The organism is Agrobacterium tumefaciens (genome assembly GCA_025559845.1).
Taxonomy (GTDB): Bacteria; Pseudomonadota; Alphaproteobacteria; order Rhizobiales; family Rhizobiaceae; genus Agrobacterium.
This window is the reverse complement of the sequence record CP048470.1, coordinates 1,976,058-1,988,742: the sequence shown is the minus strand read 5'-3', so window position 1 is coordinate 1,988,742 and position 12,685 is coordinate 1,976,058. Positions and strand designations below refer to the sequence as shown.

The window sequence follows — 12,685 nt, the reverse complement described above, 5'->3', positions numbered from 1 at the left end:
GATCAGCCCCTTACCGTGTAGCGCAACGCCCGCGCCTGTAGAAAGTTGGTCACAGCCAACATGAGGAATGCTGTGATCAGCAGCACGGACGCCACGGCTGCGGCGGCCTGATAATCATACTCTTCCAACCTGATGAAGATCAGCAATGCGGTGATTTCCGTCGACATAGGCTGGTTGCCTGCAATGAAAATGATTGCGCCGAATTCGCCAAGGGAGCGTGCGAACGACAATGACAGTCCAGCAAGCAAAGCTGGTGTCAACAGCGGCAAGATCACCTTGCGGAAGATTTCGAAGTCCGAACCGCCAAGTGACTGGGCCGCTTCTTCAAGCGCGGGATCGAGATCCTCGAGCACAGGCTGTACTGTGCGAACGATGAAAGGCAAGCTGGTGAAGGCCATCGCGACCATAATGCCAAGCGGTGTATAGGCAACCTTGATGCCGGCATGTGCAAGTATGGAGCCGAACCAACCGTTCGTAGCGAACAGTGCGGTCAACGCGATACCAGCCACAGCAGTTGGCAGGGCAAAGGGCAAGTCGACGATTGCATCGACAATACGCCAGCCGGGGAAGCGGTAGCGGGTCAGAACCCACGCAAGTGCCAATCCGAAAATGACGTTGAACAACGTCGCGGCGAGCGCGCAAAGCACGGTGACACGATAACTTGCGACAGCACGTGGCGATGAGATGATGGACCAGTACTCGGTGGGGCCGAGGCTTGCCGCCTTGAACACCAATGCGGCCAAAGGCAAGAAGACGATGATCGCGACATAAGTCAGGGTGATGCCAAGGGACAGTTTCAGTCCCGGCAGAACATTGCGCTTCAACCCTTGCCCCCCACTCATGAAAAAGCGACCCGGCGGTTTCCCGTCGGGCCTGGTGTTTCGTTCATTGAATTACCGATTAACGGCTGCCGTACAGCGTATCAAGCGTGGCGCCAGAGGCAAAATGCTCTTTCTGGATCTTTTCCCAGCCACCGAACACATCGTTGACATTGACGAGACGGATCGCCGGAAACTGATCCTTGAATTCACCGACGACCTTCTCATCATGAACACGGTGACCGAACTCGGCTGCGACCCGCTGACCTTCCTCGGTGTAGAGGAAATCCAGATAGCTCTTGGCCAGTTCGCGCGAGCCGCGCTTGTCGACCACCTTGTCCACCACAGCCACCGGGAACTCAGCCAAAAGGCTGACGGACGGCACCACACCTTCGACCTTTTCCTTGCCGTACTGTTTGGCGATGCCGCGGGTTTCCGCTTCAAAGGTAATCAGGACGTCACCGATTTCACGCTCCACGAATGTGGTGGTCGCTGCGCGACCGCCAGTGTCGAACACAGGAACATTGTCGAAGATCTTCTTGACGAATTCCTCGACCTTCTTCTCGTCACCGTTGAACTTCTCCTTCGCGAACGCAGTTGCGGCCAGATAGGTGTAACGCGCATTGCCGGATGTCTTGGGATTCGGGAAAACAATTTTCACGTCATCGCGGACGAGATCGTCCCAATCCTTGATGTTCTTTGGATTTCCGGCACGGACGAGGAAGGACGGGAAGGAATAAAAAGGAGACGCGTCGTTCGGAAAATCTTTCTGCCAGTCAGCCGAGACAAAACCCTGTTTCACCAGGAAATCAATGTCGGTGACCTGATTGAACGTCACAACATCGGCTGCCAATCCCTCAACGATAGCGCGGGCCTGCTTGGATGTTCCTGCATGCGACTGGTCAATTGTGACACCAGGATGCAGCTTGATGAAAGCCTCGTTTTCAGCGGCAAAAATCTCGCGCGCAATGTCGTAGGACGCGTTGAGAATGGTTGTCGGCGACTGTGCCTGCGCAACACCCGAGATAAGCGCGGCGATAGCAGTGCCGATGATAAGAAGACGTTTCATGAATACCCCCGAAAGTCGAATGGTCGACAAAATACCGGGTGACGGACAGCGCCGCGAGAAACAGTCGTTCTTTCCGTTGCAAACAACGAGAAATTCCATCCTGAAACAGCAGTCTGTCGAAACGTTATTTCCTTCTGAAAGTTGAAACGGAATTTCTTTTGCGGCGCAGCATCAAAGACGGTGGTCAGGAAAGAGCCGTACACCATGCTTGTCCAGGTACGTGCGAATGTGGTCTTCTGTCACGTCTGCAAGCGTCGCTGGCGACCAGTGCGGATTGCGGTCCTTGTCCACAATTGCCGCGCGAACCCCCTCGTAAAAATCATGCTGACGCAAAACCTCAGCGCCCGCTGAAAATTCACGCTCAAGGCATTCCATCAGGCTGGAGCTCTCACGCCCCATTCGCAACAGTCGCAATGTCAGCTTGAGGCTCGTCGGTGACCGCTTCTGTAATGTCTCGACTGTTTCGTGCGAGAAGGTGTCGTCGTTCTTTCTCAGTGCGTCGATAATCTCCTCGACAGTATCGTAACGGAATGCCGCGTCGACTTTGCTGCTATTGGCTTCGAGGACACTCTCACCAGCGTCTCCGGCATATTTCAGGATTACGTCCTCAATATCGTCCTGATGGGCAACCCAGGCCAATTCCTCAACCAGATCCGGCAATTGACTGGAAAGGACGAACCAATCTGCCAGCCCGGCGTAGATCGCGTCAGCAGCCAGCACCGTGTTACCCGTCAAACCGAGCCAGGTACCGCATTCGCCCGGCGCTTTCGGCAAAAGCCAGGTTGCTCCGACATCGGGAAAATAGCCGATCCCTGTTTCCGGCATCGCCAGCCGTGTTCGTTCTGTGACGATCCGATGACTGCCATGCCCTGAAATCCCGACCCCACCACCCATCACGATACCATCCATCAACGCCACGTAAGGCTTCGAGAAGTGTGCAATGCGATAGTTCAGCGGGAACTCCTCGCGCCAGAACCGCAACAGATCGGGATCGTTGGCCTTTCCCAGATCATGGATAATTCGGACATCACCGCCCGCACAAAGTCCACGCTCTCCCTCTCCTGCGACAATGACGCAGACCGTTTCCTGCGCCTGCTCAAACCTCGAAAGGGCCTGAGAAAAATCGAGAACCATGGGAATCGTCAGGCTGTTAATCGCTCTGGGACGGTTGAGGCGAATAAGGCCAGCTTTGCCTCTTGTTTCGACGAGGATATTTTCCGCTGCCTGTATTGCAGAATTCATCGGTGCCTCCCTGCCAATTTTGTTGTTTGCATCTTGGCGGCGCGGGAACGATCACGCAACGTTGATCTTCCGGCAGGGCCTGCGTTCCCGCATTTTCCTCGCATCTGTCAAAAAACGCTCGAAAACCTATTTCGCAACGCAGCATGTTTGCTTGACGCGTTGGAAATCATGGCATGTAATGGATCTCGGAAATGCCGGCATTGAGTCCAGTCGAGCGTATGCCGGACCAAGCGAGTGCCGCCTTGTCAAGGCGCTGTTAACAGCAACGGGAGACGAGCATGCAGGTTTCGGAACACGAATGGATCAGCAAACGAGCCTACACCCTGTGGGAAAAAGAAGGCCAACCGCATGGCCGTGACGCGGAACATTGGGAGCAAGCCAAAAGCGAATACGCGCTCCTGAAGACGTCCGAGGCGACAAAACCCGCTGCCCGCAAAAAAGCAGCTCCCAAGGTAGAGGTGGCCGCAACAGCAGCTGCGAAATCCAAAACACGTACCAAAAAAGCGATTGCGGCAGAATAAGCTGTCTGCCGACCTTCCGGCGCAATTCATGAAGAAAGCCCGACGGGGCAAGCGTCGGGCCTTGTCTATCGATCAGTTGCAGTTTTGACCGTCGGGGCAAAGCCGCGGCCTTGGTGGTTTGTCTCTGTTGAGATCCCACTCCATGGTGCTGCGGTTGCGTTGCTGTTGTTCAACCTGGCCACGATCATCGTTACGCTGTTCATCGCGACGTTGCTCGCTGCGACGCCATTCGTCGCGTCGGTCATCGTCACGACGTGGACGCTGATCCTGGTTCCAGTCACCGTAGCGTTGCTCCCAGCGACCATCGTTTGGGCCACCACCCTGACGGGGATCACGCCACTCGTCACGGCGACCATCGCGCCATTCATCACGCGGACGTGGGCGATCCCAGTCTCCGCGCGGCGGTGGCGCATTCCAGTAGCCGCCGGAGGGCGGTGGACGACGCCAGCGGTCGCGCTCGCGGTAGAAGTCCCGGTCGCGATAATAACGGTCCCAGTAACGTCCGACTTCAAACGTTACGATCGGGACGCCAAGGTCGCGATAATAACGCGGCTCGACATACACCCGGTTCTGTCTGTAGGTGGTCTCGATGTACCGACCCGCAACCCAGCCGCGACCGCGTGCGAACGAAACGTCACACCAAGGGGCATCGGAAAGGCAGCCATTGACCACCAGCGGTGCGCCGACCGGAATGACGACAACAGCCGGATAGGCCGTGCTCGGACCCGAGCGCATGTTCACATTGGCCGTCGCGAAGCCGCGCGTCGCAGCCTCGGCGAGCGCCGGAGCAGCAAGCATCGCCAGCATCGCGATTGCGCCCATAAGTTTTTTCTTCACGTTCTTCTCCTCCGGCAAGGCCACGCCTTGCCATCTTCAGCCTCACCGTGCCCGGTGGACAGCGGCCATATTCAGATACTGTCGAAAGCGAAAATACCCGGTCGACCATGAACACAGCATGAAACAAAATGCCGACCCGTTCAGTTCCCTGCGACGACATACCGCCCAGTTTTTTACTGCTCGTCGGAGGGACCGGCCTTGACTTCAAAGGGCATTCATCCGACTTCAGTCAGACAAAAGATGGAGCATGCCCCATGAGCGAACCCGGACAAACAACCGTCGACCAGAGCGAAGTAGACCGCTTTTCGGCAATGGCGGCCGAATGGTGGAGCCCGACAGGCAAGTTTCGACCATTGCACAAGTTTAACCCTGTGCGGCTCGAATATATCCGCAACAGCATCTGCGAGAATTTTGGCCGAGATCCCAAGGCCCATCGGCCGCTGGAAGGCCTCCGTATATTGGACATTGGTTGCGGCGGCGGACTTCTTTCCGAGCCGGTAGCACGTATGGGTGCCGACGTGGTTGGCGCAGACCCTTCCGAAAAGAACATTGGGATTGCTTCCACACACGCGCAGGAAAGTGGCGTTGCTGTTGATTATCGTGCGGTGACTGCCGAGCAATTGCAGGAGGCAGGTGAAACCTTCGACGTGGTCTTGAACATGGAAGTCGTCGAGCACGTGGCCAACGTCGACCTCTTCGTAACGACCTGCGCCAAGATGGTGCGCCCCGGTGGATTGATGTTCGCAGCGACCATCAACCGCACCCTGAAAGCGCGCGCGCTTGCAATTTTTGCGGCCGAGAATGTGTTGCGATGGTTGCCACGCGGAACCCATCAATATGAAAAGCTGGTCCGCCCTGAGGAACTGGAAAGGCCAATGGTCGCGAGCGGCATGGACATCATCCATCGCACAGGCGTGTTCTACAACGTTCTCCAGGACAAGTGGAACCTGTCGCCTGATATGGACGTGAACTACATGATGCTGGCGAAGCGGCCTGGCTGAGATCGCGTCAGACCGGGATCGACTTTATGACCGATAACAGATCCTTTTGACCAAGTGCATTTCTTGCAGAAATTTCCTTTGCTTTGGCTCGGTCTATTTCAAGGGCTGAACCATCGGGGGCGAATGGCTGTTTGAAGGTGAAAGCATGAGGTGACGAGCCTTGGTCATGCAGATGCTCAAACCGCCGTACTGCCTCTTCCCAAGTCGGATGGTGTCCTTCGTCGACCCACCACAGGACCAGCGACGGCCATCGCTGCGGCACATTCCAGCTACGACCATGCTTCAGCGCTTCCGCGTGAACGCCCGAATAGGAATAGGCCATCAACGATTCCGGATCGCGCCATATCGAAAGTGACGACACCCCGCTGACGGCCCCGTTTTCTTGAAGGAAGCGCGGAAAAATCTGCCTGCCCCAGCTATAAGGACCAGGCGCACCGTCATAACCAGATCTGGACACAAAGCCTTCGGCACGCTCAGCAGCCTCGAAATTCAGCGGCTCTCGGCGGGCAAAACCGACGACCGCGGGATCATCGTATGGTGCAACCTGTATCCCGAAATTATAGATTGCCAGCAGCAACCCTGCGATCAGTTCACGTCGTCGGGCAGGATCGGTAGCGGTGCGATCTCGATGCCCTCATCGATAAGTGCCTTGGCTTCCTGAATGGAAGCATGCCCGACGATCCCACGCTCATCAGCTTCGCCGTAATGTATCTTGCGCGCCTCTTCAGGAAATTTATCGCCGACGTCCTCCGAACTGGCCCGGATGTTGGCAACGGCTTCCTTGATTTTGGCGATGGCCTCCTTGCGTGCTGTATCCATTGCCAATGACTGCCGCTCGTCCTTCTTGCGGGCAGTCGACACCGACGGGGCCATCAAAAGCTTCGATATTTTCAGCGAATTACAGACAGGACAGGAGAGAAATCCGCGCTGCAACTGATTGTCGAAATCCTCGCTCCCGGCAAACCACCCTTCAAATTCATGGCCTTTATCACAGGCCAGCGCATAGCGTATCACGCCGCCTCTCCTCCGCTCGGGCGTTCATAGCCAACGGTTTCCAGTCTGAATTCCCGGGCATTTTTAAGATTGGGTATCTTGCCGCGTGCCGACGCAACGAGAGAAGGATCGATCTCGGCGAAGATGATCTCCTCGCCCGCACCGCCCGCCACGGCCAATACCTTGCCCCATGGATCGATAATGATTGAATGACCAAACGTCTCGCGTCCATCCTCATGCACGCCGCCCTGCGCGGCAGCAATCACGAATGCACCGTTTTCAATAGCGCGGGCGCGAAGCAGGATTTCCCAATGCGCCTCGCCGGTCTGCCGGGTAAAGGCTGCAGGAACGGTCAGCACTTCGGCGCCAGCCATTGCCTCGGAGCGGAAAAGTTGCGGGAAGCGAACATCGTAACATATCGCGAAGCCGAACTTGGCAAGCGGCAGGTCGGCAACGCGCGCTTCACCACCTGGTTCATAGGCGGCACTTTCGCGCCAGCTCTCACCATTGTCGAGATCGACATCGAACATGTGAATCTTGTCGTAGGCACAGACCCGCGCGCCATCAGGTGCAAAGAGGAAGCCGCGATTGGCAATTTTGCCATCGGAGCGGGCGATCGCCGTCGAACCAACATGCACGTAGATGCCGAGTTCCCGCGACAAACGAGCCGCTGTCGTAACGATGACATCACCATCTTCGTCTTTGAGAACGGCTCGAAGTTCCTGTCGGTTTTTCTGAAGAGCACCCGTCATTTCAGGTGTCTGCACATAGACCGCCCCCTGGGAGGCCGCGTCACGGATCAGACGCTCCATGTCGGCGGCGTTTTTGACCGGATCGACACCGGAACGCATTTGGATAGCGGCAACCTTGAATGTCATCGCGTCCTCCGTTCGGATCAGTTTGACAACATCGGGTCAAGTTTACCGGCCCGATCCAGTGCATGCAGATCGTCACAGCCACCGACATGCTGGCCGTTTATGAAAATCTGCGGGAATGTCGTGCCGCCAGATTTCTCAATCATTTCCTGTCGATATTCCGGCGTGGTGGTGGCGTTGTATTCTGCGTAGTCGACACCCTTGCTTTCAAGCAGCGCCTTGGCGCGCGCGCAATAGCCGCAAAAATCTCGCGTATAGATCGTAACCGATGCCATGTTTTCCAGCCTCACAAACCGATGTGCGACAGCACACGGTTTTCATTTTCACTGGTGATTCATATAGGGCCGGAAACAGCCATTGCAAAGATCAAAACGGTCACATCGGCGGCACCGGCCTTCTTCAAAACACGGACCGCAGCGGCCATCGTCGCGCCGGTTGTATAAACGTCATCAACGAGAACAATGCGCTTTCCGACGACATCCGTTTCATGACCGGGCGCAATCGCAAAGGCACCACGCACATTGTCCTGCCGTGCACGCGCTGGAAGGCCAACCTGCCGCTGTGTGGGCTTGACGCGCAGAAGCGTTCCCGCAAGCAACTGCTTTTTGGCAAGCCTTACAAGATGTCTTGCCAACTCCGCCGACTGATTGAAACGCCGCTGCGTGAAATCTCGGCGATGCAACGGTACCGGAATGACGTAATCGCATGGCCCCACCCTCCCCTCACTTGCCCGCAGCATCCATGACGCCATGAAGGGAGCAAGGTCGGTCCGATCTTGATATTTGAGACGGTGGACCAGTTTGCGGGCGACACCATCGTGGATCGCAACCGCCCGCAACCGGTCAAAGGCCGGCGGATTGGCGATGGCCTCACCGCTGACAACACCGTCTCCATGATCGAGGGAAAATGGAATTCCAAGAGCTTCGCAATAGGGGCGCTCTATGAAGCCCACATCCCGCCAGCAATCGGGGCAAAGCGCGCCATCAGCACCTGTCATCCGGCCGCAGGCGGCACAGGTCGGCGGACAGACGATGTGAAAGACCGATCGAAGAGCAAATCGCCCCATCGCCTTAACAGTCCCGAACATGGAAAACAGCCGTACACCAGCACCCATGAGGTTGACTTTAGCTTCGAACGGGTGCCTTTGCGAGAGCGATATGAAAGACGGCTTGCCGAATAAAACGGCGAAAGAGCCGAAGCAGGCTGACGATGGATATTCTTTTTGACGAAGCGCTGATCGAAGCTAACCGCCGGAGAGCGTGGAACAGGCGCGACGACAAGGCTTTGTTTCTTCTCGATATGGCAGCGGAAGAACTGGCTGACCGCCTGGCCATCGTCGAACGTCGGTTCGAAACCGCGATCGAACTCCATGGCGCGACCGGGGTGACTGCCAGACGGCTGACGGAAACCGGCAAAATCGACAGCATTCAGCGCATCGAGACGGATGCTCGTTTCGAACTTGATGGACAGCTGCCGCAGGTTGCCTCGATGGAACACCTGCCGCTGACGGAAGCGTCCGCCAATCTCATCGTATCACCACTGGCCTTGCACCTGACCAACGACACTCCAGGCACATTGATCCAGATCCGCAGGGCGCTCAAACCGGATGGTCTTTTTCTTGCTGCCATACCGGGCAGCGGTACGCTTCACGAGCTGCGAAACGTTCTCTTGGCCGCCGAGGCCGAACTGACTGGCGGCGCAAGTCCACGGGTCATTCCTTTTGCTGATGTGCGTGACGTTGGCGCGCTGTTGCAGCGCGCTGGTTTTGCACTCCCGGTGACGGATGCCGAATCCTACACGGTTCGCTACGATTCGATTTTTCCGCTGATGCGAGATCTGCGCGCCATGGGCATGGCAAACCCACTCAAGGACCGCAGTCGCAAACCGCTTAACCGCGCGTTTTTCATGCGCGCTGCGGAGCTTTATGGGGAGCGTTATTCAGATCCGGATGGCCGCATCAGAGCAACATTTTCGATCATCTATGTCTCTGGCTGGGCACCGCATGAGAGCCAGCAGAAACCGCTGAAACCGGGCTCTGCCAAGGTTCGGCTTGCCGATGCGCTGAAAACCACTGAGGTCAAGCTGTCCTGAAGGCAACGATCAATCAGCTGACATAGGCTGCGAACGTGTCGATGATAATCTGAAAAACGCCATCGATCTGGGTGCCAATACTGCGCATGCCCGCGATGATCCCAACCGAAATCAGAGCCGTAATCAGCCCATATTCGACCATTGTGGCACCGTTTTCATTTTTGAAGAAACGGCGGAAACATCCCGCCAGTCGATTTTCACCGTCCAACATCCGGCTCGCCCCCGCGAAACGTAATATGCCTTATTACAAACGCGGTCATTCTTAGGGGCATTGCGTTTGGATTTCGTTACCGATCTGGCAGAAATCAGCAGCCGCGCTCGTTGTTGTAACCTGTGACGACGCAAGGCATTTCAGGCATAGGCTGGGTGATACTGCGACGGATGGAATACGTCTTGCCCGTATCGATATTGTTCTTACGGATAGATCCAGTGGATATCATGTCGATATTGTCGGGATACTGTGCGACCCGTGTCGAGGATTTACCCGCAAGCATGGGCGTCAGGATCAGGGAAAGCGCAATGGCAGCCGTTCCGAATAGCAGAGCGACATTAAGCACGCCGGTGCGGCGGGATTTATTGGAATACGAATGACGGTCTTCAACCGTCTTCCAGAAATCCTCATTCATCGCCAAACCTCATGCTGTGCAATTTTCCGCTTATGCAGAACGAAATTGCCAGATGGTGCTGAATGATCTGTTAACGCAGGCCCCATTTTGGCACGGCAAACCTGTGGAAAACCGGCGTTTCACGAGGCTGTTACGTTAGCGACCATGTCGCGTTCGGCGGTTACAGCAAGTCCTGAAGAAATGGTATGAGAGGCTCATCGGCTGGCGGCATCGGATAGTCGCGCAAAGCCTGTGGCTTCACCCATTTGATCGCCTGGCCTTCACGACCATGCGGAATGCCCTCATAACGGCGGCAGACATAAAGGGGCATCAAGAGGTGAAAGGTCTCATAGGTGTGGCTGGCGAACGTCAGCGGTGCCAGACAGGCGACCTTCGTGCTGACACCAAGTTCCTCTTCCAGCTCGCGCACAAGAGTGTCTTCGGGTGTTTCGCCTTGCTCCACCTTGCCACCGGGAAACTCCCAGAGACCTGCAAGTGATTTACCTTCCGGCCTTTGAGCCAAGAGAATACGCCCGTCCTGATCCAGAAGCGCGCACGCAGCAACAAGAAGGATTTTTCTCTCCGCTCCGCTCACTTATCGCCTGCCTTCTGCCAATAGCGGTAAGTATAGGCCTGCGTGAAGCCAAATTTTTCATAAAGCGCGATCGCCGGAGCGTTGGTGGAAACGACCTGTAGCCAAGCCGTTCTCGCACCACTGATACGGGCCCACCGCAAGGCCGATGCGAGCATTTGCGTGCCAAGACCGCTGCGCCGGTGGCCGCTGGCAACGTCGAGCGAAAGAATGCCTGCGAGATCGTTGTCCTGTACGCAGATTGCGGTCGCAAGGGGACTGCCCTCGACCTCTTCATTGATGAACAACCCAAGCGTCGGCTTGATCGAACTGACGATCTCAGCAACCGCAGGACGAAGGGCAGGATCACCGCCACTGACCTTGAGGCTCGCTTCGACGAAACGACCGATATCGTGACTTGGCAGGCTTACGAGAGTTTCCGGTAACTCCAGAGCAGAGATGTCAGCGGTCATCACCTTGACCTCTTCAAAGACGTTCCAGCCGTCTTCGATCAGAAAGTCCGCCAGTTGCGGTGGCATCAGCGTCGTTTCACGCACCACCAGCGGGCGCCCGAAATCCTCGAAACGCTTGCGTGCCTTTTCCAGCCTGATGGCGCAATTGCCGTAGTCGGATGGATCGAGCGGCACAACACTGTTAATTCGCTTGGAGGGATGAGATCCCGTCAGGCGGATCTGCCAGCTACCGTCATAAATCACTGACGAAGCGGGCCATGCCCGGAAACTGACAGCTTCCAGACGGCGAACGAGCGGCAAGTTGACGGCACTTTCATGCATTCTGTTCGGCTCCAACGGTCAGCTCCGATAATCGCCGTTGATTTCGACATATTCCTTGGTCAGGTCACAGGTCCAGACCGTCGCTGTGCCGTTACCAAGACCGATATCCACCTTCACCGGAATATCTTCCAGCTTCATCACCGCGCTTGCTTCAGCTTCAGAATAATCCGGGTCGCGCTCCCCGTTCACCGCAACGCGAACATGGCCGAACCAGATTGCCAAACGGTCACGATCTGCCATTTCGCCTGATTTGCCGACAGCCATCACAACGCGGCCCCAGTTGGCGTCTTCGCCCGCGACCGCCGTCTTGACCAGCGGCGAGTTGGCAATAGACAGCGCAATCCTTTTGGCTGCGACATCGTTTTCGGCGCCAGTAACCGTCACCTCTACCATCTTGCGTGCACCTTCGCCGTCGCGAACGACCTGAAGCGCAAGTTCCTTGAGAAGATCATTCAACGCCGCCCGGAACGAACCAAGACGCTCGTCATCGGCACTTACGACCTTGAGTTGGCCATCCTCGGCTGCAGCACCTGTTGCAAACAGCATCAGGGTGTCGGATGTCGACGTGTCGCTATCGACTGTTACCGAGTTGAATGTTGGTCCAACTCCCGCTGACAGAAGAGACTGCAACGCAGCCGCATCGATATCCGCATCCGTGACGACGAAAGAAAGCATCGTCGCCATATCAGGCGCGATCATACCGGCGCCTTTTGCGATACCGTTGATCGTGACTTTTACACCACCGATTTCTGCGGTGCGGGTCGCGACCTTCGGGTAGGTATCCGTGGTCATGATGGCCTTGGCTGCTTCCTGCCAGAAATTGGCGGCGGCAGAAGCCTTCATATCACCGAGAACACCGGCGAATTTCGTCGCATCCAATGGCTCACCGATCACGCCGGTTGATGCCAGAAAAACTTCACGCTCAGAGCATTCAACTGCCGAGGCAGCAGATTTGGCAGTCAGTTCGGTCGCCGCCTTGCCTTTGAGCCCGGTAAAGGCGTTGGCATTGCCGGAATTGACAACGACCGCACGGGCAACACCGCCAGCAAGATTTGCACGGCAAAAATCCACCGGCGCAGACGGGCACTTGGATTTCGTGAACACGCCTGCCACTGCAGCCGGCTTGTCGAAGACCATGAGAAGCACGTCGGTACGGTTCTTGTACTTGATACCGGCGGCAGCCGTCGCCATGCGGACGCCACGCAGGGCCGGCATGTCTGGATAGGATTTGGGAGCGAGCGGAGAAACGGCAACGGACATTAGGGACG

At 56.4% G+C, this 12,685-nt stretch carries 17 protein-coding genes; 3 read left to right on the top strand and 14 right to left on the bottom strand.

What is annotated here, in order from left to right:
* Positions 1-2: 2 nt before the first annotated feature.
* The 3 genes from cysT to FY156_25480 all read right to left on the bottom strand — a co-directional run bounded on the left by cysT (position 3) and on the right by FY156_25480 (position 3,129).
* Positions 3-824: a sulfate ABC transporter permease subunit CysT gene (gene cysT, locus FY156_25490; protein UXS05250.1), complete on the bottom strand. Its 822-nt coding sequence runs from the start codon at positions 822-824 to the stop codon at positions 3-5.
* A gap of 76 nt (positions 825-900) precedes the next feature.
* A complete protein-coding gene (locus FY156_25485) occupies positions 901-1,887 on the bottom strand; it encodes a sulfate ABC transporter substrate-binding protein (protein ID UXS04799.1) in 987 nt (328 codons plus the stop codon).
* 171 nt (positions 1,888-2,058) lie between these two features.
* Positions 2,059-3,129, bottom strand: a complete 1,071-nt coding sequence (locus FY156_25480) for an enoyl-CoA hydratase/isomerase family protein (GenBank protein UXS04798.1) — start codon at positions 3,127-3,129, stop codon at positions 2,059-2,061.
* Positions 3,130-3,407: 278 nt separating this feature from the next.
* Here FY156_25480 and FY156_25475 point away from each other — a divergent pair, with 278 nt between their 5' ends.
* Entirely contained in the window at positions 3,408-3,650 is a 243-nt protein-coding gene (locus FY156_25475) for a DUF2934 domain-containing protein (GenBank protein UXS04797.1), read from the top strand.
* Between the two features lie 72 nt (positions 3,651-3,722).
* Here FY156_25475 and FY156_25470 read toward each other — a convergent pair whose 3' ends face one another.
* Complete coding sequence (locus FY156_25470; protein ID UXS05249.1) at positions 3,723-4,472, bottom strand: SH3 domain-containing protein; 750 nt, start codon at positions 4,470-4,472, stop codon at positions 3,723-3,725.
* Between the two features lie 269 nt (positions 4,473-4,741).
* On the opposite strand from FY156_25470, the gene ubiG reads away from it, so the two are divergent.
* Entirely contained in the window at positions 4,742-5,488 is a 747-nt protein-coding gene (gene ubiG / locus FY156_25465; GenBank protein UXS04796.1) for a bifunctional 2-polyprenyl-6-hydroxyphenol methylase/3-demethylubiquinol 3-O-methyltransferase UbiG, read from the top strand.
* Between the two features lie 7 nt (positions 5,489-5,495).
* Here ubiG and FY156_25460 read toward each other — a convergent pair whose 3' ends face one another.
* From FY156_25460 to FY156_25440, 5 genes are read right to left on the bottom strand one after another with little or no spacing between them, the layout of a single operon-like run.
* The gene (locus tag FY156_25460) at positions 5,496-6,053 is read right to left on the bottom strand and encodes a DUF3291 domain-containing protein (GenBank protein ID UXS05248.1); all 558 of its coding nucleotides are present in this window, start codon (positions 6,051-6,053) and stop codon (positions 5,496-5,498) included.
* 20 nt (positions 6,054-6,073) lie between these two features.
* The gene (locus tag FY156_25455; protein ID UXS04795.1) at positions 6,074-6,502 is read right to left on the bottom strand and encodes a DUF1178 family protein; all 429 of its coding nucleotides are present in this window, start codon (positions 6,500-6,502) and stop codon (positions 6,074-6,076) included.
* On the bottom strand, positions 6,499-7,359 hold the full coding sequence (locus FY156_25450) for a carbon-nitrogen hydrolase family protein (protein ID UXS04794.1): 861 nt from the start codon (positions 7,357-7,359) through the stop codon (positions 6,499-6,501). Before FY156_25450 ends, FY156_25455 begins: the two co-directional genes overlap by 4 nt.
* 17 nt (positions 7,360-7,376) lie before the next feature.
* Positions 7,377-7,631: a glutaredoxin 3 gene (grxC, locus tag FY156_25445; protein UXS04793.1), complete on the bottom strand. Its 255-nt coding sequence runs from the start codon at positions 7,629-7,631 to the stop codon at positions 7,377-7,379.
* 59 nt (positions 7,632-7,690) lie between these two features.
* Positions 7,691-8,470 (bottom strand): ComF family protein, encoded by a 780-nt coding sequence (locus FY156_25440; GenBank protein UXS04792.1) that lies wholly within the window; start codon positions 8,468-8,470, stop codon positions 7,691-7,693.
* 95 nt (positions 8,471-8,565) lie between these two features.
* On the opposite strand from FY156_25440, the gene FY156_25435 reads away from it, so the two are divergent.
* Positions 8,566-9,447, top strand: a complete 882-nt coding sequence (locus tag FY156_25435; GenBank protein UXS04791.1) for a methyltransferase domain-containing protein — start codon at positions 8,566-8,568, stop codon at positions 9,445-9,447.
* 13 nt (positions 9,448-9,460) lie between these two features.
* On the opposite strand, the gene FY156_25430 is transcribed toward FY156_25435, so the two are convergent.
* The 5 genes from FY156_25430 to argJ form a co-directional block, all read right to left on the bottom strand.
* On the bottom strand, positions 9,461-9,637 hold the full coding sequence (locus FY156_25430) for a Flp family type IVb pilin (GenBank protein ID UXS05247.1): 177 nt from the start codon (positions 9,635-9,637) through the stop codon (positions 9,461-9,463).
* A 115-nt stretch (positions 9,638-9,752) separates the two neighbouring features.
* The gene (locus FY156_25425) at positions 9,753-10,073 is read right to left on the bottom strand and encodes a hypothetical protein (protein ID UXS04790.1); all 321 of its coding nucleotides are present in this window, start codon (positions 10,071-10,073) and stop codon (positions 9,753-9,755) included.
* A 160-nt stretch (positions 10,074-10,233) separates the two neighbouring features.
* Positions 10,234-10,647 (bottom strand): 8-oxo-dGTP diphosphatase MutT, encoded by a 414-nt coding sequence (gene mutT, locus FY156_25420; protein ID UXS04789.1) that lies wholly within the window; start codon positions 10,645-10,647, stop codon positions 10,234-10,236.
* Positions 10,644-11,417, bottom strand: coding sequence for a GNAT family N-acetyltransferase (locus tag FY156_25415; GenBank protein ID UXS04788.1), 774 nt, complete (start codon positions 11,415-11,417; stop codon positions 10,644-10,646). The genes mutT and FY156_25415 overlap by 4 nt, the downstream gene beginning before the upstream one ends.
* A gap of 18 nt (positions 11,418-11,435) precedes the next feature.
* Entirely contained in the window at positions 11,436-12,677 is a 1,242-nt protein-coding gene (gene argJ / locus FY156_25410; GenBank protein ID UXS04787.1) for a bifunctional glutamate N-acetyltransferase/amino-acid acetyltransferase ArgJ, read from the bottom strand.
* Positions 12,678-12,685: the final 8 nt, after the last annotated feature.

Coding starts and splice junctions, on each gene's coding strand:
- FY156_25485 (UXS04799.1), bottom strand. CDS start 1,887: ATGAAACGTCTTCTTATCATCGGCACTGCTATCGCCGCGCTTATCTCG.
- FY156_25480 (UXS04798.1), bottom strand. CDS start 3,129: ATGAATTCTGCAATACAGGCAGCGGAAAATATCCTCGTCGAAACAAGA.
- FY156_25475 (UXS04797.1), top strand. CDS start 3,408: ATGCAGGTTTCGGAACACGAATGGATCAGCAAACGAGCCTACACCCTG.
- FY156_25470 (UXS05249.1), bottom strand. CDS start 4,472: ATGGGCGCAATCGCGATGCTGGCGATGCTTGCTGCTCCGGCGCTCGCC.
- ubiG (UXS04796.1), top strand. CDS start 4,742: ATGAGCGAACCCGGACAAACAACCGTCGACCAGAGCGAAGTAGACCGC.
- FY156_25450 (UXS04794.1), bottom strand. CDS start 7,359: ATGACATTCAAGGTTGCCGCTATCCAAATGCGTTCCGGTGTCGATCCG.
- grxC (UXS04793.1), bottom strand. CDS start 7,631: ATGGCATCGGTTACGATCTATACGCGAGATTTTTGCGGCTATTGCGCG.
- FY156_25440 (UXS04792.1), bottom strand. CDS start 8,470: ATGGGTGCTGGTGTACGGCTGTTTTCCATGTTCGGGACTGTTAAGGCG.
- FY156_25435 (UXS04791.1), top strand. CDS start 8,566: ATGGATATTCTTTTTGACGAAGCGCTGATCGAAGCTAACCGCCGGAGA.
- FY156_25425 (UXS04790.1), bottom strand. CDS start 10,073: ATGAATGAGGATTTCTGGAAGACGGTTGAAGACCGTCATTCGTATTCC.
- FY156_25415 (UXS04788.1), bottom strand. CDS start 11,417: ATGCATGAAAGTGCCGTCAACTTGCCGCTCGTTCGCCGTCTGGAAGCT.
- argJ (UXS04787.1), bottom strand. CDS start 12,677: ATGTCCGTTGCCGTTTCTCCGCTCGCTCCCAAATCCTATCCAGACATG.